General features: G+C 68.1%; 17 protein-coding genes, 2 tRNA genes and 1 pseudogene. 6 read left to right on the top strand and 14 right to left on the bottom strand.

Going from position 1 to position 23,717, the window contains the following annotated elements; all coding sequences use genetic code 11:
* Positions 1 to 61: 61 nt before the first annotated feature.
* From ispF to Pcatena_RS00865, 4 genes are all read right to left on the bottom strand, one after another.
* Entirely contained in the window at positions 62 to 541 is a 480-nt protein-coding gene (gene ispF, locus Pcatena_RS00880) for a 2-C-methyl-D-erythritol 2,4-cyclodiphosphate synthase (RefSeq protein ID WP_126420787.1), read from the bottom strand.
* Positions 535 to 1,305, bottom strand: a complete 771-nt coding sequence (gene ispD / locus Pcatena_RS00875) for a 2-C-methyl-D-erythritol 4-phosphate cytidylyltransferase (protein WP_126420785.1) — start codon at positions 1,303 to 1,305, stop codon at positions 535 to 537. The genes ispF and ispD overlap by 7 nt, the downstream gene beginning before the upstream one ends.
* A 2-nt stretch (positions 1,306 to 1,307) precedes the next feature.
* Positions 1,308 to 2,426, bottom strand: coding sequence for a DNA integrity scanning diadenylate cyclase DisA (gene disA / locus Pcatena_RS00870; RefSeq protein WP_126420783.1), 1,119 nt, complete (start codon positions 2,424 to 2,426; stop codon positions 1,308 to 1,310).
* Between the two features lie 272 nt (positions 2,427 to 2,698).
* The gene (locus Pcatena_RS00865; RefSeq protein WP_126420781.1) at positions 2,699 to 4,552 is read right to left on the bottom strand and encodes a carbon starvation CstA family protein; all 1,854 of its coding nucleotides are present in this window, start codon (positions 4,550 to 4,552) and stop codon (positions 2,699 to 2,701) included.
* 425 nt (positions 4,553 to 4,977) lie between these two features.
* Here Pcatena_RS00865 and Pcatena_RS00860 point away from each other — a divergent pair, with 425 nt between their 5' ends.
* From Pcatena_RS00860 to Pcatena_RS00835, 6 genes are all read left to right on the top strand, one after another.
* Complete coding sequence (locus Pcatena_RS00860) at positions 4,978 to 5,997, top strand: response regulator receiver protein (protein ID WP_126420779.1); 1,020 nt, start codon at positions 4,978 to 4,980, stop codon at positions 5,995 to 5,997.
* Positions 5,994 to 6,959, top strand: a complete 966-nt coding sequence (locus tag Pcatena_RS00855; RefSeq protein WP_126420777.1) for a tetratricopeptide repeat protein — start codon at positions 5,994 to 5,996, stop codon at positions 6,957 to 6,959. Before Pcatena_RS00860 ends, Pcatena_RS00855 begins: the two co-directional genes overlap by 4 nt.
* A gap of 39 nt (positions 6,960 to 6,998) precedes the next feature.
* Positions 6,999 to 7,075 (top strand) — tRNA-Glu (locus tag Pcatena_RS00850).
* A gap of 264 nt (positions 7,076 to 7,339) precedes the next feature.
* The gene (locus Pcatena_RS00845; RefSeq protein WP_126420775.1) at positions 7,340 to 7,609 is read left to right on the top strand and encodes an autorepressor SdpR family transcription factor; all 270 of its coding nucleotides are present in this window, start codon (positions 7,340 to 7,342) and stop codon (positions 7,607 to 7,609) included.
* Positions 7,602 to 8,297: an SdpI family protein gene (locus tag Pcatena_RS00840; protein ID WP_126420773.1), complete on the top strand. Its 696-nt coding sequence runs from the start codon at positions 7,602 to 7,604 to the stop codon at positions 8,295 to 8,297. The genes Pcatena_RS00845 and Pcatena_RS00840 overlap by 8 nt, the downstream gene beginning before the upstream one ends.
* Positions 8,298 to 8,531: 234 nt before the next feature.
* Positions 8,532 to 8,852 (top strand): PTS sugar transporter subunit IIB, encoded by a 321-nt coding sequence (locus Pcatena_RS00835; RefSeq protein WP_126420771.1) that lies wholly within the window; start codon positions 8,532 to 8,534, stop codon positions 8,850 to 8,852.
* Between the two features lie 122 nt (positions 8,853 to 8,974).
* On the opposite strand, the gene Pcatena_RS00830 is transcribed toward Pcatena_RS00835, so the two are convergent.
* The 10 genes and pseudogenes from Pcatena_RS00830 to glgD all read right to left on the bottom strand — a co-directional run bounded on the left by Pcatena_RS00830 (position 8,975) and on the right by glgD (position 23,714).
* Positions 8,975 to 9,059: transfer RNA gene (locus tag Pcatena_RS00830), tRNA-Leu, on the bottom strand.
* Between the two features lie 17 nt (positions 9,060 to 9,076).
* A complete protein-coding gene (locus tag Pcatena_RS00825; protein WP_126420769.1) occupies positions 9,077 to 10,063 on the bottom strand; it encodes a Ppx/GppA phosphatase family protein in 987 nt (328 codons plus the stop codon).
* The gene (locus Pcatena_RS00820) at positions 10,064 to 10,426 is read right to left on the bottom strand and encodes a hypothetical protein (protein ID WP_126420767.1); all 363 of its coding nucleotides are present in this window, start codon (positions 10,424 to 10,426) and stop codon (positions 10,064 to 10,066) included.
* Between the two features lie 387 nt (positions 10,427 to 10,813).
* Positions 10,814 to 11,725, bottom strand: coding sequence for a nucleoside triphosphate pyrophosphohydrolase (gene mazG / locus Pcatena_RS08210; RefSeq protein ID WP_408634303.1), 912 nt, complete (start codon positions 11,723 to 11,725; stop codon positions 10,814 to 10,816).
* A 3-nt stretch (positions 11,726 to 11,728) separates the two neighbouring features.
* Positions 11,729 to 12,292: pseudogene (locus tag Pcatena_RS08205) on the bottom strand (SGNH/GDSL hydrolase family protein); the annotation flags it as partial.
* A gap of 618 nt (positions 12,293 to 12,910) precedes the next feature.
* On the bottom strand, positions 12,911 to 13,999 hold the full coding sequence (locus Pcatena_RS00805) for a Gfo/Idh/MocA family protein (RefSeq protein ID WP_126420763.1): 1,089 nt from the start codon (positions 13,997 to 13,999) through the stop codon (positions 12,911 to 12,913).
* A 249-nt stretch (positions 14,000 to 14,248) separates the two neighbouring features.
* Positions 14,249 to 17,713: a transcription-repair coupling factor gene (mfd, locus tag Pcatena_RS00800; RefSeq protein WP_126420761.1), complete on the bottom strand. Its 3,465-nt coding sequence runs from the start codon at positions 17,711 to 17,713 to the stop codon at positions 14,249 to 14,251.
* A 1-nt stretch (position 17,714) separates the two neighbouring features.
* Positions 17,715 to 21,062 (bottom strand): 4-alpha-glucanotransferase, encoded by a 3,348-nt coding sequence (locus Pcatena_RS00795; RefSeq protein ID WP_126420759.1) that lies wholly within the window; start codon positions 21,060 to 21,062, stop codon positions 17,715 to 17,717.
* A gap of 58 nt (positions 21,063 to 21,120) precedes the next feature.
* Positions 21,121 to 22,617 (bottom strand): glycogen synthase GlgA, encoded by a 1,497-nt coding sequence (gene glgA, locus Pcatena_RS00790; protein ID WP_126420757.1) that lies wholly within the window; start codon positions 22,615 to 22,617, stop codon positions 21,121 to 21,123.
* Positions 22,614 to 23,714 carry a glucose-1-phosphate adenylyltransferase subunit GlgD gene (gene glgD / locus Pcatena_RS00785; RefSeq protein WP_126420756.1) on the bottom strand — a complete coding sequence of 367 codons (1,101 nt, stop codon included), beginning with the start codon at positions 23,712 to 23,714 and terminating at the stop codon, positions 22,614 to 22,616. The genes glgA and glgD overlap by 4 nt, the downstream gene beginning before the upstream one ends.
* Positions 23,715 to 23,717 lie beyond the last annotated feature (3 nt).

Genomic DNA, 23,717 nt, shown 5'->3' with positions numbered 1-23,717 from the left:
CGCGGGCGCGAAGGCCGGCTCGCGTGTGACGCCTAAGGATAGCGCGGCGGACGCCTCGCAGCTAGCGGCCGTATTCCATGAGGGCGACCGCCCAGGCCTCCATGCCCTCCTCGCGCCCTACAAAGCCGAGGCGCTCGGTGGTCGTGGCCTTGACCCCAACGCTCGAGACGTCAACGCCAAGCGCGTGCGCGAGATTCTTGCGCATCCGCTCGCGGTGCGGGGCGAGCTTGGGTGCCTGGGCGGCGATGGTACAGTCGCAGTCGAGCAGCTCGTAACCACGCTCGCGGGCAAGGCCCATGACCTGCTCGAGGAGCTTGAGCGAGTCGGCGCCGGCATAGGCAGGGTCCGTATCCGGGAAGAGCTTGCCCAAGTCCCCAAGGCGCGTGGCGCCCAGGATGGCGTCAGCCACGGCATGCGTGGCGACGTCGGCGTCCGAGTGTCCGAGAAGCCCAAGCGTGTGGGGAACCTTCACGCCGCACAGGATGAGGTCGCGACCCTCGACCAGCTTGTGGACGTCGTATCCGTGGCCGATCCTCAGCATGGGCGAGCCCCCTCCCTCGCGGCGACAGGAGCCTCGCCGCTCGCGGTCCTGCTCGCGAGGATGGCCTCGACGGGCAGGCGGTCCTCCGGGACCGTGACCTTCATGTTGTCGCTCGGGCTCTCGACGACGGCCACGCGGCCGCCTGCGCGCTCGACGAGCGAGGCGTCATCCGTGCCGACGAAGCCCTCGCGCCCGGCGGCGAGGTGCGCCTCGAGCACGGTGGCGCGCCGGAACACCTGCGGGGTCTGGACGGCCCAGTAGCGCGAGCGATCCGGCGTGGAGCGGACGATGCCGCCCTCGACGACCTTGAGCGTGTCAGCGGACGGATGGGCGCAGATGGCGCCGGCAAGCGAGGCGTCGTCGCGAACGCGCGCGATGACGGCCTCGACCGTCTCGGGGCGGATGAGCGGGCGGGCGCCGTCGTGGATTGCGACGAGCGGAAAGTCGCCGGGCACGGCACGGATGCCCGCGAGGCAAGACTCCTGGCGCGTGGCGCCGCCCTCGACGAAGGTGACAGGGACGCAAGGGGCGATGAGCCCGACGATCTTGCGCGTCTCCTCGACGCGACCGTGCGGGCAGACGATGACGATGTGGCCCACCGACGGGGCCTCGTCGAGCGCGGCGACGGACCAGTCGAGCACGGGCAGGCCGCACAGCTCGACGTACTGCTTGCCTCGCGCGTCGCCGAAGCGCAGGCCGAGGCCGCCCGCAGCGACGACGGCACAGGTGTCGGGCGCGGCGGCAGTATGGGTGCTCTCGGCCACGGCTACTCCTTCTTGCCCCACATGCGGTACAGGCTGTCCGCGAGGATGGAGGGGTTCTTGACTCCAAGGTCGTCGAGGCGGGAGGGGTTCTGCTCGATGTCGTCCATGAGCTCGCGCAGGTTGCCGTACTCGTCGACGATCTTGTCGGCCATGCCCTCGCGCACGACGGAGACGCGGCTGAGCGTGCGGAGGCCGAGCGGGACCATGACGCTGTCCTCGCGCAGGTCGTCGTAGCCGAGGACCTTGGCGACGCGCTTGGGAGAGCGCCACTGCGACGGGTCTGCCGCGTGGAGCTTCTCGCGGATGGCCTCGGCGTTGCCCTCGGAGGAGTCGCGAGCGTAGTCGCGGATCATGAGGAGGTACTCGGACTCCATGTCGCCAACGAGCTGCTCGCGCTGCATCTCTACGGTGCGGCCCTCGCTACCGAGCTGCACGACGCAGCGGTCAATCTCGTCGGCGGCGGTCATGAGGGTCTCGAAGTAGTTGAGGATCGTCGTGACGTCGGCGAGCGTGACGTAGTTGTCGAGCTCGAGCGTGGTGAGGCGCAGCAGCGCGTGGTCGAGCGCCTGGCGTGTGGTCTGCAGCGTCGTAATGAGCTGGGAGGCACTCGTCATGAGCTCGGCCACGCCACGCAGCTGGTGCGAGCGGCCGCCCACGTACAGGTTCACGACCTGGCGGCGCTCGGAGACGGAGATGACGAGGGCCTTCGTGAGCAGGCTCATGCGCGCCGCGGTGCGATGGCGCATGCCCGTCTCGCTCGTGGGGAGGCTCGGGTCCGGGTTGAGATGGAAGTTCGCTCGCAGGATCTGCGTGAGGTCGCGGTCCACGACGATGGCGCCATCCATCTTGGAGAGCTCGAACAGGCGGTTTGCCGTAAACGAGATGTTGAGCGGAAAGCCGTCGTTGCCGGCGGAGAGGACGGTGTCCGTGTCGCCGACGCAGATGAGGGCGCCAAGGTGGCCGGCGATGATCATGTCGAGGGCACGGCGCACGGCCGATCCGGGGGCCGTGATGGCGATGGCCTCCTCGAGGCGCTCCTCGATCGTGGGCTCCTTCTCGGCACTGGCGCCCTCTGGGACCTGGGCGTCCCCAGCTGCGCTCGAATTGGTCTCGGGCTCCATGGCGCCCCCTCCGTTTGCTTGGGTCATGCTGCGGCACAGCGCGTCTCCCCGCGCGACGGCCGCCTCGCTTTCAATCAAAGTATACGCGCCGAGGCAGCCGCGGCCGGCAGCCGGTCTCAATCGGGAACACAACCGACACGTTGGGAGGCGGCTCGGACGGCGGGCCTTGGCGCGTCTCGGCACAAGAAAGGGCCCGCACCCCTGGGGGATGCGGACCCGTCATCAGTCGGCCACGAGTCGCTGAGGGCCGGCGATGAGATGAGGGCGGGGCCTTACGCCTCGTCGGTGGCAGCGGAGCCAGAGGCAGCGGCCTTGCCGGCGGCCTCGGCGACGTGCTGACGACCGAGCTCGGTCCACTCGGGCTCCTCGTCGGGCATGGAACCGGCCTCCTTGGTGAAGAGCTCCTTGAGGCAGTTCACGGCGACGATGAGGCCGAGGACCATCAGCAGCACGGCGAAGACGAGCTGCAGGCCCTTCGTGGCGGCCACGGACACGGCGGCCGTGGTCTCGGTGGCCGGGATGGTGCCGAAGAAGCCGTAGGCGGCGACGGCCGCATAGCAGCCCATGGCGCTCTGGACGAGCGAGGTGAACGTGCAGACGAGCAGGAACGCGACGGGCAGGTAGAGCATCCAGCCCTTGCGGCCGGTGCACTTGCAGAACACGGCGAGCGTGATCATCGTCATGCCACCGAGCAGCTGGTTGGAGGCGCCGAAGAGCGGCCAGATGTTGAGGTAGCCGCCGAAGGTGAGGGCGAGGCCCGGGATGAGGGTGACGACCGTGGCGAACCAGGGGTTGCCGAGGACCTTCATGGCACCCTGCTTGGAGTCGATGGCCAGAGCGTCGTTGGAGTTGGCGAAGAACTCGGAGAAGGACGTGCGGGCGATGCGGGCCACGGCGTCAAGGGAGGTCAGGCAGAGGGCGGAGACGTTCATCTGCATGAACACGGTGGCAACGGTGCCGTCGACGCCGAAGGCCGTCATGCCCTTGGCGACGCCGCGGGCGAAGACCTGGAAGGCCGTGCCCGTCTCGGCGCCATCGGCACCGAGAGTGTTGACCGTGGACCACATGATGCCGGCGATGACGATGGCGAGGATGCCCACGAAGGACTCGAGGACCATGGCGCCGTAGCCAACCTTCACAGCGTCGGCCTCGTTGGAGACCTGCTTGGAGGAGGTGCCGGAAGAGACGAGGCTGTGGAAGCCGGAGAGGGCACCGCAGGCGACGGAGACGAACAGGACCGGGAACATCATGCCGGACTTGGTGGAGAAGCCGGTGAACACCGGGGCGGTCATCGTGGCCTGGCCGTTGACGCCGAGGACGACGATGCCGAGGACGGCGCAGACGATCATGACGAGCATCATGATGGTGGTGAGGTAGTCACGCGGCTGCTTGAGCGTCTGGATGGGCATGGCGCCGGCGAAGACCAGGTAGACCATGACGATGGCGATCCAGGCGTTGGTGTCGAGACGCAGCGGGGCGGCCATGCCGACGGCGAACATGGCAACGACCATGACGACGGCGACGACGAACTCGGAGACGCCCTTGAGGTTGAACTTGTTGCGGGCCCAGCCGAAGGCGATGGCCACGAACGTGAAGAGGATCGAGATGGTGCCCGTGGAGGCGGCGGCGTAGTTCACGGCGTCAGAGGCCTTGGCGGACTGGGCGAACGTGCCGCAGACCATCGAGGTGAAGGCCGCGATGACGATGATGCAGAACAGCCAGCAGAACAGCAGGAACAGGCGACGGCCCGTCTTGCCGATGTACTTGTCGACGAGCTGGGCAAGCGACTTGCCGTTGTTCTTCAGCGAGGCGTACAGGGCGCCGAAGTCGTGGACGGCACCAAAGAAGATGCCGCCGACGAGGACCCACAGGACAACCGGCAACCAGCCGAAGGCCATGGCCACGATCGTGCCCGTGACGGGGCCAGCACCGCAGATCGAGCTGAACTGGTGCGAGAACGCGGTAAAGGCAGAGGCCGGGGAGAAGGCGTTGCCATCCTCCATACGGCGGGCGGGCGTGATGGCGTTCACATCAACGCCCCACTTGTTGGCGAGCCAGCGGCCGTACAGCATGTAGCCGCCGAACAGCACCAGGGCCGCGACGAGCATAACGACGATTCCGTTCACAAACGCTCCTTCCATAGCGAGAGAATCATGCGCAAAAAAAGAGGGGCCGTTGGGTTCCTCACCCGACGGCCCCTCTTCAGGCCGCCCGTTAGCAACGGGCGGCAACTCAGCCACCCGTTCTAGATAATGACGACCTCAATAATGGATAGCTGCTTGTTCATGAGTTACTCTCTCGATTCACTTGGGCACGCATCCCCACGCGCCATCTCCAGTGGATGGTTCGTAATAGTGACACTTCGGCGAACAGTGTCAACACGCAGGGCAAATGTTGGTCGATATGGAAACATTCGCGAAACAGTATGCAGCACTTGTTGATACGTATGCATCTCGCCGCGAAGCCTCGGCTACCCCACTCCGCGGCGCACCGTCCCAGGCCCGATACGACGGGCGCTTGTTACCATAGGTGGCACGAGAAGGGAGGGCGCATGGCGCTCGATCCAAACTACGAGGACTTCCAACGCCTCAGCCTGCGATTTGCGGGAACGCTCGGTGCAAGCGACCCGTTCGGCGCCGCCCGGGCGGCCGTGGACTTTGGCCACCGCTACAGCCAGAAGCGCGACTCTCTGCCCCAGACCGACGAGGACAGGGCGTTTCACCTCGTCGCGCGCGCAACCGAGCTCATCGACTACCAGCTGCCGTTTGCGGCCGAGGCCTCGGCCGCCCAGATGATCGCGGAGGCGCGCAAGCTCCTGGGAGAGGCGCTCGACCTTGACCCGGAGTGCCACGACGCCCGCCGCATGCTCGCCGCGGCCGAATCCCCCACCCCCAACGACTACCATCGCTTCCTCGTCGGGGGCGCAGACGAGGTCCTCGAGAGCTGCGGGCGCAGGCAGGACGCCATCACGGGAGACGACGAGCTCGCGGGCGTGGCCCGCGTGCTCGCCATGAGGCCCTACCTGCGCTGGATGGCGGCCTCCTGCGCGAGCTCGCTCATCTGCGGGCGCTATCGCCTTGCCCTGCGCGAGGGGCAAGACGCGCTGGCCGTCGAGCCGGACGACCCGGCCGACGTGAGCCTCACGCTAGCGCTCACCTACGCAAAGCTCGAGGACGAGGAGGGCCTGCGCGCCCTGTGCGCCACGGCCGACGAGCGCCGAGGGCCCGCCTGGTACGCGCTCGCGCGCATGGCGCTCGCGTTCAAGCGCGAGGACCGCGACGCTGCACGCGAGCAGGTGGCCAAGCTGCTCGCGCTCTACCCGAACGCCGGCACCACGCTCGCGCGCCAGGACGACCTGCCGGACGGCGTGTTTGCCCGGCTCGCCATAGACCCCGGCACCGAGGACGAGCTCATCCTCGCGACGTCCGAGGCAACGGTGCTACTCCAGGAGGGCTGCGACTCACACGAGCGGGGCACGCTCGGCTGGTGGGTCGCCGGGCTCCCCGAGGTGGCGCAGGCGCGGGCCCGCGAGCTCGCGGCAGACCCAAGCCTTGGGGAGGAGCAGAAGTGAGGTACCAAGAGGAGCTGATCGACCGCCTCGCCCAGCGCAGGCGCTCCGAGCTTGGCGGCATGTCCGACCTCGCCTACGAGGAGCTGCGCGCCGCCGTGAAGAGGACGCCCGACGATTACCTCGAGGCCGCCGAGGACCAGGCGTTTGCTCGCCTGGGCCGCGCGCTCGCGTCATGCGCGGAGGCCCAGAAGGAAGAGGAGTTCATCGAGGACGACGACGCCTACATGGCCGCCCGCAACCGCAGGATCGAGAGGCTCAGGAGCGGCTGCGAGTCAGCACTTGGCTGCGACGAGGGCTGCCTCGACGCACGGGCCATTCTCGCGCTCACCGAGAAGGGCGAGCCGGACGACGCTCTCGAGAGGCTCGAGGAGATCGAGCGCGGGCTCGAAAGCATGGAGCCCGTCGACGGCGCGGACCTATGGGAGGACGCCTTTGCCCGCCCGCGGCTGCGACTGCTTGCCTCCATCGCGCGGGCGCGGCTCGAGACGGCCCGCTATCGGCCCGCCCTCGCGACCTGCGAGAGCGTGGCGGCGCTTAACCCCACCGATGAGCTCGGCGCTCGCCACACGTGGGCGATAGCGCTCGCGCGGCTCGAGGACGAGGCGGCGTTCGACGAGCTCGACGCCCGCTTTGACAGGCAGGGCAACGCATGGACCCACCTCACGAGGGCGCTGCTGCTGTTCAAGCTCGACCGCATGCCGGCCGCCCGCCGCGCGCTTCGCGGCTTTGCGAGCCTGTGCCGGGGAGGCGCCTACGCCCTGCTTCGGCCGACCTTCGTGGAGCCGTACCTGCCCGACCGGCCCGACGCCGAGCCCGGCAGCTACGCGGAGGCCATGATGGCGGTCCACGAATGCGACCCAGCCATCATGGACACGCCCGATTTCCTTGGGTGGGCAAGCGCCCAGAACGGCTTTGCCGAGCAGGCCCAGCGCTTCGCGCGCGAGAATGACCTGGACTGGTAGGTACCGCGGCGCCGCGCTCTGATATACTCACCTTCGCACGTCCCCATCGTCTAGCGGCCTAGGACGCCACCCTTTCAAGGTGGATACCGCGGGTTCGAATCCCGCTGGGGGCACCAGACATTGCAGCAGGTCAGAGGAATTCGAGCCTCTGGCCTGCTTCTTTTTTACGCGCGGCGCCGCATGGAGCCGCAGGGCGGCGCGCCATATGGAGCTGCAGGGCGGTGCGCCGCATAGACATGCGAGACGTCACGCCGCACTCCGCAAACGCAAAACCCACCCGTTGACTTCCCATACGACGTCTGTATACTCCTCTGTTGTTAGTTGTTTGTCTAACTATCTAATTGCCGAGAGAAATACGAACACCTTACCAAGGAGGCGTAATGGCAGGAGAGGGATTCAAGGCGCTCGCTGACCCAACGCGCAGACGCATTCTCGAGCTACTCAAGTCGGGCGACCTCACGGCGGGTGAGCTCGCCCGGAACTTTGACGTCAGCAAGCCAACACTCAGCCACCACCTGGCAACGCTCAAGGCTGCCGGCCTCGTCACAGACGAGCGCCACGGCCAGAACATCGTCTATAGCCTCAACACCACCGTCATGCAGGACCTGATTGGCTGGTTCCTTGGCTTCAAGGAGGACTCTCATGAATAGCGCCAACAACGGCAGCACCCACGGCCTCATCTCACGCAACTGCCTCATCGCGCTCGCCGCGCTTTCCGTCGCGAACGTCATCGCGCACCTCATCGCGCTCCCAAGCTTGCCCGCACAAATACCCACCCACTGGGGCGCTGGCGGCGAGGTCAACGGCTGGGGGCCGAGCTGGACGGCAACCGCCTTGGGCGCGCTGCCCCTCGGGATGCTCGTCCTCTTCTGCGTGATTCCGCTCATCGATCCCAAGGGCAATGGCTATGCCCGCGCCGGGAAGTTCTACCAGCGCTTCGTTGTCGTTTTTACCCTGCTTATGATCGCCGTCAGCTGGCTTCCCGAGCTTACCATCTGGGGCGTGATCGCAGCCAAGGGCTCCACGAACGTCATCGTCTCCGTGCTGATTGGCGCGCTGCTCGTTGGCATCGGCAACTATATGCCCCGCATCGGCCAGAACTACACCATGGGAGTGAAGACCCCTTGGGCGCTCAATGACCCGGAGAACTGGCGCCGCACCCAGCGCTTTGGCGGCAAGTGCTTCGTGCTCATGGGCATAGCCGTCGCGGCATTTGGCTTCGCGGGACCCTACATCTCGGATGGTGTTGCCGCAGCGGCGATCAGCGTGGTCTGCCTTGGGGGATGCATCGCGATGTACGCCTACTCCTACCTGCTGTTTATTGGCAAGATTCGCTAATCATTCGCCTATTCTCGCCATATAAGGACCGCGAGCCGCCCGCTCCACCGCCATACGATTCGGCGAACGGCAGCGACCCGCGCAAATAAACCCCTACACAAACGGGAGAGAAACGGCTAAAGTACGCGCTTGTCGAATTGTATTTACGCCTGAGCGCACGTGCCACGCCATAAACGAACTCGCAATCACACCTCCACGAGTCGCCAGGTATCTGTCGTTTTGAGAAGGACGGCAATGAAGCACATTCTCATGGCCTGCGGGACAGGCATCTGCACGTCGTCGGCGGTGCGCGAGCGCGTCTGCCAGCTGCTCGACGAGCGCGGCTACGCCGGCCGCTACGACGTCACCCAGTGCAAGATGGCCGACGTCCCCGAGCTCGCAGACAGCCACGACTTCCTCATCGCCGTGACGCTCATCCCCGGCACGCTCGACATTCCCTACGTCAACGGGATTCCGTTCCTCACCGGCGGCGACACGTCCACCTCCGAGCGCACGCTGCTCGCGCTCATGAACGCACCAAGCCGCGCAAGGGATGCGGCATGCTGTTGCGCATAGATGGCAGCGATCTATCGATTACCTGATTGGCCGTCCTCCGGGACGGCCTTTTTTGTGCGGGTTCGAACCCATGTGGGGCAAGAAAAAGCGCGAGCCCAGCGGGCCCGCGTCCGTCACTCAGATGGTAGGGGCGGTGGGGTTCGAACCCACAAGCCTTCCGGCAAGGGTTTTTAAGACCCCCGCGTATGCCAATTCCGCCACGCCCCCGGTTATGTCCCGTAACTTTAGCGCATCGCGGAGAGCCGCGGCCGCCACGCCACGGGAGCCGCCTCGCCACACGCGGCCGCGCTCGCGGCAAGCGACAGGCCAAACAGCAGGTCGCTCTCGCTCACGGTGAGCTTATCGGCCCCGCACGCGCGCATGAGCTCGCTCACGCACAGCGCGCCGGCCACGATGACGCCCGCACGCTTGGGCTGAAGCCCCGTGACCTCGCGCCGACGTTCGAGCGGAAGCCCCGCGAGCCGCTCGGCGAGCTCATCGACCTCATCGAGACCCAGGTCGTGAAGGTGCACGAAGCTCGGGTCGTACGGGTCAAGCGCCGCGGCGATGGCAACGAGCGTCGTCACCGTTCCGCCAACGCAGACGAGGCGGCCACCCGCCACGGCGTCGCGGGCCCCGGTCGGGAGCTCCTCACAGAAGCGCTCGCGGCAGAAGGCCCTCGCCCGCTCCAGCGCCTCCGCGCTGGGAGGGTCCTCGCGCGAGAGAAACAGGTCCGTCACGCGCCGGCAGCCCACGTTGAGCGAGCGCACCGCCTCCAGGGAGACGCCGCCCTTCCCCAGCGCGCCAACCGCGACCTCCGTGGAGCCGCCACCGTTGTCGGCAACGACGATGCGTTGCCCGCGGAAGTCCTGCGCCACGCCAAGAAACGTCAGCGCGCCCTCCGTCTCGCCGGGGATGACCTGCGGCTCCAGGCCAAGCGCCACAAGGCCACCGAGCAGCTCGTCGGCGTTGGCGGCGTCTCGGGCGGCGCTCGTGAGCGTGCAGCAGGCAGCCCTGGCGCCCGCCTCGCGCGCAGAGGCCACATAGTCCCTCACGCACGCAAGCACGCGCTCGCACGCGGCGGCCGACAGGAGGCCCGTCTCGGCCACGCCCTCGCCCAGGTTGCAGATGGTCGACGTCTTGGCGCAGCGCTCCACGCGCCCGCCCGCGACGTCGCTGACGCCCAGGCGTGCCGTAACGGTTCCGATGTCGATGACGGCAACGCGCGTCATCTAGCCCACCCCCTGCGTCGACGGGTCATAGCCAAAGATGAAGTCGAGGACGGAGACGTACCAGGGGTCCTGCGCGTCCTGGCCCTGCGTCTGGGAGGAGTCGCCCGTGACGCTCTCGTCCGTCGTGGCGCTGCCGGAGTCCTCGATGCCGCCGACCTCGACGGCCGTCTCGCCCTCGCCCACGTAGCCACGGCGGCGGGCCTCGTCCTCAATGCCCTCGCGCGTCATGAGCGAGTCAACCTCGCCCTGCAGCTGGGTGGCGCTCGCCGTTGCGGCGTCAAGGCGCTCGGCAAGCACCGCGTTCGTGCGGTGCGCGCCATAGAGCGCCTTCACGGGCGAGTAGAGCGCGGCGATAAGCGCCACGACTACCACCACGACGACACAGGCAAGACGGTGCGCGTCTGCCCACGAGACAACCCTGGACGCGCCAGCCGCCCCACGCGGACCGACACGGCCGGCCGTCTCCCGTGCAGACGAGCGCGCGGGCCGCCCGCTCCTTGCGGCGGCGCCCGTGACAGATCGAGCGGAGCCTCGGGCGGCCCCTCGCTCGGGCGCCTGACGGGCGGCTACCCGAGACCCACGGGCGACGGGCCGCGGCTCTTGCCCAGACGTATGGCGGGGACGCGCGCCCCGCGTTGACTCAGAATATGCGCTCATGACGTTCCTGGTTCGTTTGTGCTGCGTGTGAACTCATGCCACGCGCCCGTCCGGACGAGCCGAGCGGGCGCGCATGCGACTTTCCCCATCAGTTTAGCCCTCGCGCTTGGCCTGGGCCCAAAGCTCCTCAAGCTCCTCATGGGAGAGGTCCTCGAGCGACTGCCCGCGACTCACGGCCGCGGCCTCCATGGCGGCCCAGCGGACGCGGAACTTCTCGCAGCTGTGGCGCAACGCGCTCTCGGCGTCGATGCCCTCCTTGCGCGCCACGTTGACGGCCGAGAACAGCACGTCGCCAAACTCGTCGAGCGCGGCGGCGCTGCCACGCTCCTCGGCCGAGAACTCGCGCCGCTCCTCGTCCACCTTGTCCCAGACGTCTGCCGTCGTGTCCCAGTCAAAGCCGCAGGCAGCGGCCTTCTTGGAGATCTTCTGCGCCTGCATGAGGGAGGGCAGGGCACGGGGCACGGAGTCGAGAAGGCCCGCGGGCGCCACCTCGGCCTCCGCAGCGTCACGACGTTCCTCGAGCTTCACGCGGCTCCAGATGTCGAGGACCTCGTCGGCGTTACGTGCGGCCACGCCAGCGCCAAAGACATGCGGGTGGCGGCGGACGAGCTTCTCGTCAAGGTCACGGCAGATGTCGGCGAACGTGAACTCGCCCGCGTCGGCCGCGATCTGGGCATGGAGCAGCACCTGCATGAGCACGTCCCCGAGCTCCTCGCGCAGGTGCGCCGCGTCGCCGGCCTCTATGGCGTCGACGGCCTCGTAGGCCTCCTCGATCATGTTCTTCTTGATGCTCTCGTGCGTCTGCACCTTGTCCCAGGGGCAGCCGTCCGGCTGGCGGAGGCGCCAGATGGTGCGCACGGCCTGCTCGAGCTCGCGCTGCCGACGAGGGGCCCCGGCGCGAAGCAGCGTCTGGGCGTCCGCGCGGGCACGGGGCTCGTCATGGCGTCCGCCGAGAAGCTCGGTGATGCCGTCGTGCTGCAGGCGCTCGATGACCCCCGCCGCCATGTGGGTGGCCCCGGCCGCGTCGGGGTGCAGGCGGCCGTCCGCGTACAGCGCGCGGTCCGCGGGGACGAGCGACGTTCCGTCCACATAGTTGAGGTCGAGGCGGGCGCACTCGTCGCACAGGACGCTGCCGACCCACGCGAGATCACGACCGTGCGGTCTCGGCTCGTCGATGTCGGCGCGCCACACGGGACTCAGGACGTAGATGGGCGTGTCGCAGAAGCGATCCGCGAGCTTGGCGAGGTAGCGGCTCATGTTCTCGACGAGGTCCTCGGCGCTGTCGGTGTGAGCCCAGTCGTTCGTCCCGTAGGCAACGACGATGACGGCCGGCGGGTTCTCACGCAGCAGTTTCATGCCACGAAGCGTATGGACATCAAAGTGGTGGCCTGCGATCGCCTGGTTCACGAGGTCGAGGCCAAGCGCGCGCGAGACCTGCGCCGGCCAGGAGCTGCCGGGCGTCCCCACGACGTATCCCTGCGTGATGGAGTCTCCCAGCGCGAGCAGGTAGCCGCGCGTCGGCGCCTGCTCGAGGCTGCCGTTCGTGGAGAGGTTGCCCACGGCGACGGACATGAGGCAGGGCAGGTAGACCGTGACGTTTGCGGGCGCGTGGTTGGGGTTGTCGAACGCAAGCGTCACGACGCCGTCGGTGGCGGGCGCCGTCATGACGTAGGCGCCGTCGACGTAGAGGTCCACGCCGTCGACGAGGCCCTCCTCGGCCGCGCGCTCGTCTCCCCGGGCGCGGGCGAGCTCGATCGTCTCGGTCACCGAGGCGCTCTCGTAGTGGATGGGGGCCACGACGGACAGGTCAAACGAGACCTCGTCACCCGTCGTCACGAGGCTGATGGTGACGCCTGCCGTATAGCTGGCGGCGCGCTCGCGCCCTGCCGCGCTCGCCGCGTCCATCTGCTTGTTTGACATGCGAGACGGGCGCACGAGCCCATCGGGGCGATAGACGAGGTGGTGGGCCCCGCGAATGAACGGCACGATGTTTGCTGCGGTCATGCTGCCTTCCTCTCATTGGGTTTCCCGGCAAGTGTACCCCGCCGCACGGGCACGCTGGGGCGCCCGACGCAACGCTTACGCAAATCGGGCCGACGCATAATCGCGCCGGCCCGACCGTGAGCGTATGTGAATGGGACGAATGGGGGGGGGCGAGCAGGCCCGCCCCAGCGCCCCGAGGGCGATGCCCTATGCGAGGCCCTCCTCCTCGGGGTAGGTCACGCCCCACTGGCGGCGAAGCTGCGTCATGATCTGCATGTTGTCCACCGTATAGGCAAGCATCGAGTGCTCGATCTCATCACCGGCGACGGCTCGCTCGAGGTCGGCGACCTCATAGCACAGCGCGTAGGCCTCCTCGCCCAGGTGGACCTCCTCGCGGCGGTTGTCGGCCGTCCACGTGATGGTGGCATGGTCCGCTCGCGGGTAGTTCATGATCTCGATGTAGCAGTCCTCGAAGCTCAGCATGGCGCGCTTGGGCTGCTTGGAGTGCAGCGACATCGTGATGGTGGCCATCTGCATCTCGGCGTTGCGCATGACGATGCCGCTCGTGACGTCAACGCCCGTCTCGCAGGCGTTGCAGATGGAGATGACGTCCACGGGCTGGCTCACCATGAACAGGCGGGCGAGCGTCACGGGATAGACGCCGATCTCGAGCATGGCGCCACCGGCGCGGTTGCGACTGAAGAAGTGGTTCTCGGGGTCATAGGGCTTGTAGCTGCCAAAGTTGAGCGTGGCGAGGTTGAGCTTGCCGAAGTCGCCCGCCATGGCGCGTGCGATGATGCCGCGATAGAGGGGCATGTGCAGGATCGTCGTGGCGTCAACGAGCTCGACGTGGTGCTCGTCGGCAAGCTTGATGGCCTCGTCGAGCTCCTCGGAGTTGAGGGTGATGGACTTCTCGCACAGCACGTGCTTGCCCGCGGCGAGCGCCCCGCGCATGAAGCCGATGTGGGTGTTGTGCGGCGTGGAGATGTAGATGGCGTCCACGTCTGGGTCGGCATAGAGCTGCTCGGGGGTCTCGTAGACGCGCTCGATGCCCCAGCGCTCGGCAAACGCCACGGCCTTGGCGTGCGTGCGGTTCTGCACGGCCACGAACTTGCGGCCGGCGAGCGCAAGCGACTGCGCCATCTCGTTGGCGATGCCGCCGCAGCCGATGACGGCCCAGCGCAGCTGCGGGGCCTCGAAGAGGTCGCTGGGGAAGGGCTTGCCCTCGACGGACGCGAAGGCCGCCTTTGCCGCCGCGGCGGCGTCGATGGGACCGGCGTTGGTGTTGTCTGCCATGTTCGCTCCTCTCGGCCAGCGAAGGCGCTGGCGGTCCTTGCTTGTTGACGCCGCAATCATAGCGCAGCTGATTATGTCTGTACATAATCAGCACACAGCCTTGGCTTGGCCAAACTCCGCCTCTGGGGATGGAGCCAGCCCCAAAATGGGCCCACAACATCCCGGGAGGCGGAGCTTGCGAGGAAACGTCCCCATAAGCGGAGTTTGCAGGGCGGCGCGGAACGGCGCGAGAAGCGGTCCGGCGGCGCGCTACTCCTCGGGGTCGTCGTCTCCGCCGGCAAGCTCGAGGACGGAGAGGGCTTGCGCCACAGCACCCGCCTCGTCGCGGCGCAGCGGGTAGGCGACCTTCTCGGTCTTGGGGTACACGAGCGCTCGCTGCTCCTTGAGCTTGAGCGTGAGCTCGCGCGAGCACTTGAGCCCCTGGAAGATGATCCTGCCACTCGCAATCGAGACGCTCGACACGCCCAGGCGCTGCGCGCGGATGCGGATGCGCGTGCGGTCGAACAGGTTGCACGCGGCCTGGGGCAGAGAGCCAAAGCTCTCCTCGCACTCGTGCTGCAGGGCATCGACCTCGGCGAGCTCCATGGCGCAGGCGAGCTTTCGGTAGACGAGCACGCGGCGGTCCACCTCGGGCAGGTACTCCTCGGCCAGATAGAAGTCGGCCGGCAGGTTGATGTTGACCTCGCTCTGCGCGAGGTCATCGGCGGCATCGCCGCGGGCCTCGGCCACGGCCTGTCCGAGCATCTGGGTAAACAGGTCAAAGCCCACGCTCGAGAGGTTTCCGTGCTGCTCGGCGCCCATGAGCGAGCCGGCGCCGCGAATCTCGAGGTCGCGCATGGCCACGCGCATGCCGCTGCCGAGCTCCTGGAACTCGTTGATTGCCGTGAGGCGCTCCGTGGCCTCGGGCGTGAGCGGGCGCTCGCCCGGGAACATGAAGTAGGCGTAGGCCTGCGTGCGGCCTCGGCCCACGCGCCCCTTGAGCTGGTAGAGCTGGGCCAGGCCCAGGCGCTGGGAGTCCTCGATGATGAGCGTGTTCGTGTGCGGGTTGTCGATGCCGCTCTCGATGATGGTCGTGGCCACGAGCACGTCGATGTCGCCGCGCTGGAACTTCATCATCATGTCCTCGACCTGCTTGGCGCTCATCTTGCCGTGGGCCACGCCCACGCGGGCCTCGGGCGCGGCCTCGAGCACGCGTGCCTCGGCCTCGTCGATCGTCTTGACGCGGTTGCTCACGTAGTAGACCTGGCCCTTGCGCGCGAGCTCGGTGCGGATGGCGGCCGAGACAACGTCCGGGTCGTACTCCCCCACCGTGACCTTCACGGGCAGGCGGCCCGGCGGGGGCGTCATGATGAGACTCATGTCGCGCACGCCGCTCATGGCCATCTGCATGGTGCGTGGGATGGGCGTGGCGGAGAGCGTGAGCACGTCGACCTGCTCGCGCATGTTCTTGAGCTGCTCCTTGTGCTGCACGCCGAAGCGCTGCTCCTCGTCCACGATGACGAGGCCCAGGTCATGCGGGTTGACGTCGCTCGACAGCAGGCGATGCGTGCCCACGAGCACGCTCACCTTGCCGCTCGCGAAGCCCTCGAGCGCCAGGCGCTGCTGCTTTGCCGTGCGGAAGCGGCTGAGCACCTCCACCTCGAAGTCGAACGGGGCAAAGCGGTTGAAGAACGTCTCGAAGTGCTGCTGGGCGAGGATCGTGGTGGGGCACAGCACCATGACCTGGCGGCCCTCGGCCACGCACTTGAACGCGGCACGAAGGGCAACCTCGGTCTTGCCGAAGCCCACGTCTCCGCACAGCAGGCGGTCCATGGGCCTGGCCGTCTCCATGTCGGCCTTGATGTCGTTGACGGCGGTGCGCTGGTCTGCCGTGAGCGCGTAGGGGAAGGACGCCTCCATCTCCTCCTGCTCGGGGGTGTCCGGCTCGAAGGCATGCCCCTGGACGCTCGCACGACGCGTGTACAGGTCCACGAGGTCAAAGGCGAGGCGCTTGGCGTTCTTGCGGGCCTTGTTCGTTGCGCGGGACCAGTCCGCCGTGTTCAGGCGCGTGAGGCGCGGGCTCGAGCCGTCCGGGCCAACGTAGCGCGTGATGCGGTCCACCTGCTCGAGCGGCACGAAGAGCTTGTCGCCGCCGGCATACTCGAGAAGGAAGTAGTCGCGCTCGCGACCGCCCACCTCCTGGCGCACGATGTCGGCGAACAGCGCGATGCCGTGCGTGGCGTGGACGACGTAGTCGCCCGGCTTGAACGGAAACGTTATGGACGTGGGGTCGACGCGGCGGCGCGAGCGGTGCTTGGCCATGCGGGCGGAGAGGTCGCCCACGGACAGAACGGCGAGCTTGGCCGTGGGCGCCACGATGCCGGCGGGCACGGCGGCGTCGATGAACGTCACCTGGCCGCGCGGCAGCGCCGGCGCGCAGGCGGGCTCGTTGGCCTTGGGGTCTGCAAGCGGCACGCGGTTCTCGGCGGCGCTCGCGAGGGACTCGCCGAACATGATGTGCTCGTCGCCAAAGTTGAGCTCGAGGTGCTCGCGCGCAGAGCGGTCCGGCACGGCGAACAGCACGGAGAAGCCGTCGCCCACGAGCTGGCGGACGCGGCCGAGAAGCCTCGTGTCGCTGCCGGAGATGCCCGGTTGGCGAATGGGCAGCTCGGAGGTGACCTGCGTGCCCACGCGCAGCATGCTCGCGAACGACAGGCGCTGCTGGCTGCCGAAGTCCATGTCGCGCGGGGCCGTGAACAGGCCCTTCGTGCTCACGCCGGCGTTGCGCGCGAGCTGCTCGGCCTCGTCTGAGCCACGCACGCAGTCGTCGAACAGGGCACGGGGCTCGGCAAAGCACATGAGGGCATCGGCGCAGACGTGCTCGAGCGGGCTCGCCGTCTTGCCGTAGAGCGCGGGCAGGTAGCGCTCGAGCGCCGGCTCGGAGCTGCGTGCCTCGATGAGCTCGAGGTCGGCAGCGAGCTTCGTGTCGTTCTGGGCGGCCGTCCACAGGGCCTTGCGGGCATGGGCAACCGTCTCGTCCGTGAGGGCGAGCTCGCGGCACGGGCGCACCGTGACGCTCTCCAGGTCGCCGATCGTCTGGCCCGTGGAGGCCACCATGCGCCTCACGCGGTCGATCTCGTCGCCAAAGAACTCGATGCGCACGGGCGTGGCGGCCTGGGCCGGGAAGACGTCGACGGCGTCGCCGTGGATGTGGAAGGTGCCCGGCCCGTCGACCTCGCCCGGGTCCGCATATCCCAGGCCCACGAGCAGGGGACCCACGTCCTCGAAGGGCACCTCGTCGCCCACGGCAAACGTCGAGCTCGCCCAGTAGCCCGAGCCCACGGGCGGCACGCGGCGCAGCAGCGAGCGGGCGCTCGCCACGACGACGCACGCGTCACCGGTCGCGAGCCTTCCGATGGCCTCGGTACGGGCGCCGATGACGGCGTCGTCCGGCGCGTCGCTCTTCCACGGCAGGTCGCGGCGCTCGGGATAGCGAAGCACCACGTCCTTGCCGAGCCACGCCTCGAGCGCGTGGGCCGCTCGCTCGGCGGCCTCCTCGCCCGAGACGACGAACAGGCACGGCCGCGGGTCTTGCGCCCAGACGCTCGCGAGCACGAGCGTGCGGGCACTCTGGGAGACGGCCACCGTGGCGTCGTTGCCGGCGCGCAGCTCTGAGAGAGCCGGAAGCAGCTCGGGGGCGCCGAGCAGCTGACGGGAGACTCGATTGATGAGCACGCTACCTCACCTCGCGATTCGTTGAGCGCGCAAGCTCGCCGAGGAGCTCCTCGCCCGCGGCGAGGTCTGCCTCCGAGGCCTGCCAGGTCCAGTTGCCCTCCGCGACACCCGGCACGTTCATGCGCGCCTCGTCACCGAGGAGCGCCGCGTCCTGCAGCGTGCACATGACGACACCGGCGCCGCTGCCAAAGGCCGTGCGCATGAGGCGCCCGGCAAGCTCGCGCGCGGCATCCGGCTCGAGGCCAAAGCGCTGCCCGCACCAGCCCACGAGCGTCTGGTTGTCGTGCGTGGAGGTGTAGGCCACCTTGTCCTGCCTGGGCGCCCAGCCCTCGCGCACGTCGTTGTCGGCAAACTGCATGACGTCCATGCCGCAGCAGCCCACCTGCGCGAGCAGGGAGCGCGTGGCCGGTGTCACCGAGCCCAGGTCCTCGGCGATGATGGGCAGCTGGCCAAGAAGCTCGTGCGCGCGGCGGAACAGCGAGATGCCGGGGCCGGCATGCCAGGAGCCCTCGAGCGCCGTGCAGCCGGACGGCACGCCGTAGTAGTTCTGGAAGCCCAGGAAGTGGTCGAGGCGCGTGACGTCATACAGCGCGAACGTGCGCGCGAGGCGGCGCATCCACCAGGCATAGCCGTCGGCGCGCATGGCGTCCCAGCGGTAGCACGGGTTGCCCCACAGCTGACCGTCCTTGGCAAACGCGTCGGGCGGCGTTCCGGCCTGCAGCGTGGGCCTGCCGTCCGCGTCGACGCAGAACTGCTCGGGGGCGGCCCAGACGTCTGCCGAGGAGGCCGCGACGTACATGGGGATGTCGCCGATGATGCGGATGCCACGGGCGTTGGCGTAGGCGCGTAGGTCCATCCACTCCCACTCGAACTCCCACTGGGCAAAGCGATGGAAGCGAATGCCGTCCGCCAGGCGGGGATCGCGGAGCAGCTCCGGCGTCCAGCGGCGCCACTCGGCCGGCCACGTCTGCCACTCGTCCGTGCCCGTGAGCTCGGAGATGGCCGCGAAGCACGCATAGGAGTCGAGCCACTCGGCGTTGGCCTGCATGAACTCCTCGTAGACGGCATCCGGCTCGAACGCCTCCATGCGGGCACGTAGCTCGTCGGGACCCAGCTCGAGCAGCCGCTCGTTGCCCGCGAACACCGAGGTGCCCGCGTACGGCGAGCCAAAGCCGTCCGTGGGGTTAACGGGCAGGATCTGCCAGTAGCGCTGGTGCGTGCGCTCAAGCCAGTCGACGAACGCGCGGGCCGGGGCGCCGAGCGTGCCCGGCCGGCCGCCATTGGGGACGCTCGTGATGTGGCACACGACGCCGCTGCCACCCTCGAGCGGGCGAGCCAGGCCCTCGCCGTCATCGAACAGCACCACGGCGCTGCCGAGGGGCGCCAGCGCAAGCGACACGCGCCCGCCCCCGCGCCGCAGCTCGGCGGCGCCGATGAGCTCGCTCGCACGCATGCCACGATCCTCGATGGAGACGTCGCGCCACTCCGAGAGGCTGCGGTTCACAAGCACGCACGCGCTCGCACCGGAGCCCTCGGCAGGCAGGCGCCACCAGCCGAGCACGTCGTCGCACGGAGCAAACGCGTGGGCGCTCCCGCTCGTGAGCACGGGCAGCGACTGGCGCAGCTGGATGACATTGCGATACATCGTCTGGCAGTCGGCGTCACCGGCCACCACATGCCCCACGGCCTCCCCATGCTGGCCGCCGTCGCCGCTCGCCCACGGGAAGGGCCCGCGGTTGTAGGGGTCGGACAGGCCCTCCATGCCCAGCTCGTCCCCGTAGTAGACGCTTGGGACGCCGAGGTAGGTCATCTGCATGAGAACGGCGAGCCAGAAGCGCCCCTTCGCAAGGCCGCGCTCACCGTCCGTGAGGCGCCCGGGCACGCCGTCGGGCCAGGGCTGCCAGTCGGGATGGTCGAGTGCGCCGCCCAGCACACTCATGAGGCGTGGGCGGTCGTGGCTCGAGAGCAGGTTGAGCGCCGCGGCCTGCGCCTCGGGCGGGTAGTTCTCGGAGATGGAGACGAGGCTCTCGGCAGCTGCCCCGGCGCTCACGTGCCCGAGGAGAAACCCGAGCGCAGCATCGCGGAACGGGTAGTTCATGGCGCTGTCGAGCTCGCGGCCCAGGAGGTAGCGACGCAGCTTGCCGTAGCTCACCTTGTTGGAGGCATCCTCCCAGACCTCGCCGAGCACGAGCGCGTCCGGACGCTCGGCCGTGGCGGCCGCGCGAATCTGCTCGATGAACTCGTCGGGCAGCTCGTCTGCCGCGTCAAGGCGCCAACCGCGCGCGCCGGCGGCAAGCCAGTGGCGCACGACGCCGTCCTCGCCCGTGATGAGCTTGCGATAGCCAGGGTTCTCCTCGTTCACGGCAGGCAGGTCGTCCACGCCCCACCAGCACTCGTACGTGCCGTCCTCGTGCCAGCCAAACCAATCGGCATAGGGAGAGTCCGAGCCCTGCTCGTGGGCCTGCCAGGCGCCGGGCTGCCCATAGGTGCCGTAGCGGTTGAAGTAGCGGCTGTCTGCGCCCACGTGGTTGAACACGCCGTCGAGCACGATGGAGATGCCCAGCTTGGAGGCCTCGTCGCACAGCATGCGGAAGCCCCGCTCGTCACCGAGCATGGCGTCGACGGAAAGGAAGTCCGCCGTGTCGTAGCGGTGGCTGCTGCGCGCCTCGAAGATGGGGTTGAGGTAGAGCGTCGTGATGCCCATGTCGGACAGGCGCGCGAGGTCGTCGCGGATGCCGAAGAGGGTGCCGCCATAGAAGTCCCACGTGGTGACGCGGCCGGCGGCGTCCCTCTCGTAGGCGGGCTCGGTGTCCCACCGCTCCACGACGCGGCGGCGCGTGCCGGGCAGACCGTCCTCGGAGTCGTTGCAGTGCAGGCCGCCCGCCGCCTCGGCAAGCTCGCGCCAGTCGGCGCCCCGGCGATAGCGATCGGGGAACACCTGGTAGACGATGCCCGAGGTGAACCATGTGGGCTTCACCTCGCGCGGCTCATAGATCGTGAGCTGGAACGACGCCGGCTGCCACTCGCTGAGCGCGCCCTCGCCGCCCGTGCGGCCCTCGCGCGCGCCGTAGTGGACCACGCGCCCGTCCGAGCGCTCGATGAGAAACGAGTACCACAGGATCGCGGCTCGGCCGCACTCGTACGAGCACGAGAACCGCGTGCGGTCCCCGAGGCGCTCGGGCTCCATGGGCGCAAAGCCCTCGCCCACGCCGTCGATCCACGTGCGCAGCGTGGCGCTCGCCCCCGCGTCGCCACCCACGTCGAGCCGAAGCACGACGGTGCCGCCCACGGGGGCGGCACCGAACGGATTCCTATAGAGGGGGTCACGGCTGTCGTGATAGGCCCACATGCTGTCTCATCCCTGCTCGCCTACGGCCGAAGGCACCGGCCGCACGCGGCGGCTGGCGCTATCGGCTCCGTTTCTTGTTGTACGGAATCACCTCGGGATGGAGGTCATGGTAGACATCCAGGTACTGGTTGGCGGCCCTGCGCCAGCCAAAGTCGGCCTTCATGGCATTGCCCACGAGGCCGTCCCAGGCATCCTTGTTCGTCCAGAATACCTCACAGGCATCGAGCACGGTGTCTGCGAACTCGTCGCCGTTGAAGTTGGCGAACGAGAAGCCCGTGCCCTCCCCCGTGAACTTGTTGTACGGCTGCACGGAGTCCTTGAGGCCGCCCGTCTCGCGCACCACGGGAAGCGTGCCGTAGCGCATGGCGATCATCTGGGACAGGCCGCACGGCTCGAACTGGCTTGGCATGAGGAACAGGTCCGCGCCGGCGTACATGCGGTGCGAGAGCGCGGAGTCAAAGTCGATGCGCGCGCACATCTGCCCCTTGTACTTCCAGTCGAAGTAGCGCAGCGAGTCCTCGTACTGGGCGTCGCCCGTGCCAAGGACGGCAACCTGAACGGAGCGGTCGAGCAGCCGGCCCAGCGCATACTGCACCAGGTCGCAGCCCTTCTGCTTCGTGAGGCGGCTCACCATGACGGCAAGCGGGCGCGTGGGGTCAACGGCCAGGCCGAGCTCCTCCTGCAGCGCCGCCTTGCACGCCGCCTTGCCCGAGCGGTCGTCGACCGAGAACGTTGCGGCGATGCCACGGTCCATGCGCGGGTCGTACTCCTGCGTGTCGATGCCGTTCAGGATGCCATGGAGCTTCCAGGAGCGCTCCTGGAATATGTCCTGGAGCCCCTCGCCGTAGAAGGGCATCTGGAGCTCCTCGGCATACGTCGGGCTCACCGTGGTTATCGTGTCGGCGTAGAGAAGCGCGCCCTTCATGAAGTTGATCGTCTTGGGACCCACGTACATCTGGCCGGCCGCCGGGGTGTCGGCAAGGCCGCAGATGTCGCTCAGCACGTCGTCTCCGTACTGGCCCTGGAACTTGACGTTGTGGATCGAGAAGACGGTCTTGACGTTGTCATAGCCCGGAAGGCCGCGGTAGAACTCGCGCAGGAACACGCAGGCCAGCGCCGTCTGCCAATCGTTGCAGTGAAGCACATCGATGCCCGCGAGCTCGGGGATGCGCCCGATGGCCTCCGTGATGGCCTTCGAGAAGAACGCGAAGCGCTCGCCGTCGTCGAAGTCGCCGTAGATGCTGTCGCGCCCGAAGTAGTCCTCGTTGTCCACGAAGTAGTAGTCGATGTTGTGGTAGCTCAGGTGGTCGATGCCACACCAGACGTTGCGCCAGCCCAGGTTCATGTAGAAGTCGCCCACGTGGCGCATGGCGTCGCGGTACTCGGGCTTGATCCTCTTGTACTTGGGCAGCATGACGGCCACCTTGCAGCCGCAGCGCTTCAGCTCGTGCGGGAGGGACCCCGCGACGTCGCCCAGGCCGCCCGTCTTCACGAACGGGGCGGCCTCGGCGGCGCAGTACAGGACGCGAAGCTTGCGGCGGATCCTGCCGCTCACTCGCGCTCACTTCCCTTCTCCTTCACGAGCACGTTGTCGGGCGTGCCGCGCAGCTCGGTGCCGGCGGAGACGACGTTGTCGCGGTCGATGATGGCGTTCTCCACGCGCGCGCCGCGGCCGATGACGCAGCCGGTCATGATGACGCAGCCGCGCACCGTGGCGCCGGGCTCCACGACGACGTTGCGCGAGAGGATCGAGTCTGCGACGGTGCCCATGATGTGGCAGCCGCCCGAGACGATGGAGTTCGTGACGCGCGAGCCGGCCTCGTACTTGGCAGGCGGGTTGTCGTGGGCCTTCGTCATGATGGTGCGCTCGGGCGGGAACAGCTGGTCGATGACGGCGGGGTCGAGCATCTCGCGGCTGCGCTTGTAGTACATGCGGGCGTCGAAGACGGTGCCCGTGTAGATGTCGACGCGGTGCGCGCGGATGTCGAGCTGCGGCAGGTCCGCCTGCAGCGCCTCGAACAGGTCGAGGTAGTCCACGTTGCTGTAGCGGTCGATGAGCTCGAGGAGCTTCTCGCGGCGCACGACGAAGCAGTCGAGGAAGCCCTCGTCGCCAAAGCGCGTGCCATACGTGAAGCCCCGGACGCGCCCGTCCTCCGTGTAGACGCTCGAGACGTCCTCGGCCTCGCAGCGGTACGTCTTCGTGAGCAGCGTGATGTCGGCACCGCTCTCGTTGTGGGCGCGGATGAGCTCCGCGTAATCGTAGTTGTAGATGATGTTGGCCGCCGAGACCACGACGTTGGTGGCCGTGTCCCTCTCGAGGAACACGCGGTTGGCGATGAGGTCGCGCAGCAGGAAGCGCGGGCCCTTGCGGCTCGTGCCGAACGCCGAGCCCGGCATGAGGAACAGGCCGCCCTTCTTGCGGTCCAGGCCCCAGTCCTTGCCCGTGTAGAGGTGGTCGACGATCGAGCGGTAGTTGAACGGCATGATGACGCCCACCGTCTTGATGCCGGCGTTCACCATGTTCGACAGCGCAAAGTCGACGAAGCGGTAGCGGCCCAGGAACGGCACGGATGCCGCCGGGCGCGACTTCGTGAGCGCGCTGGGGTGCTTGATGGAATAGTTCGTGGTGATGAGTCCGACCGCGGTCTCCATGGC

It is taken from the genome of Parolsenella catena (genome assembly GCF_003966955.1).
Lineage (GTDB): Bacteria > Actinomycetota > Coriobacteriia > Coriobacteriales > Atopobiaceae > Parolsenella > Parolsenella catena.
The sequence above is the reverse complement of the archived record's forward strand: the minus strand, read 5'-3'. Positions and strand labels throughout refer to the sequence as shown.

What these genes read in the sequence shown, in the direction of transcription:
- ispF (WP_126420787.1), bottom strand. Translation starts at nt 541, where the DNA reads ATGCTGAGGATCGGCCACGGATACGACGTCCACAAGCTGGTCGAGGGT.
- disA (WP_126420783.1), bottom strand. Translation starts at nt 2,426, where the DNA reads ATGGAGCCCGAGACCAATTCGAGCGCAGCTGGGGACGCCCAGGTCCCA.
- Pcatena_RS00860 (WP_126420779.1), top strand. Translation starts at nt 4,978, where the DNA reads ATGGCGCTCGATCCAAACTACGAGGACTTCCAACGCCTCAGCCTGCGA.
- Pcatena_RS00845 (WP_126420775.1), top strand. Translation starts at nt 7,340, where the DNA reads ATGGCAGGAGAGGGATTCAAGGCGCTCGCTGACCCAACGCGCAGACGC.
- Pcatena_RS00840 (WP_126420773.1), top strand. Translation starts at nt 7,602, where the DNA reads ATGAATAGCGCCAACAACGGCAGCACCCACGGCCTCATCTCACGCAAC.
- Pcatena_RS00835 (WP_126420771.1), top strand. Translation starts at nt 8,532, where the DNA reads ATGAAGCACATTCTCATGGCCTGCGGGACAGGCATCTGCACGTCGTCG.
- Pcatena_RS00825 (WP_126420769.1), bottom strand. Translation starts at nt 10,063, where the DNA reads ATGACGCGCGTTGCCGTCATCGACATCGGAACCGTTACGGCACGCCTG.
- mazG (WP_408634303.1), bottom strand. Translation starts at nt 11,725, where the DNA reads ATGGCGGCGGGGGTCATCGAGCGCCTGCAGCACGACGGCATCACCGAG.
- Pcatena_RS00805 (WP_126420763.1), bottom strand. Translation starts at nt 13,999, where the DNA reads ATGGCAGACAACACCAACGCCGGTCCCATCGACGCCGCCGCGGCGGCA.
- Pcatena_RS00795 (WP_126420759.1), bottom strand. Translation starts at nt 21,062, where the DNA reads ATGTGGGCCTATCACGACAGCCGTGACCCCCTCTATAGGAATCCGTTC.
- glgD (WP_126420756.1), bottom strand. Translation starts at nt 23,714, where the DNA reads ATGGAGACCGCGGTCGGACTCATCACCACGAACTATTCCATCAAGCAC.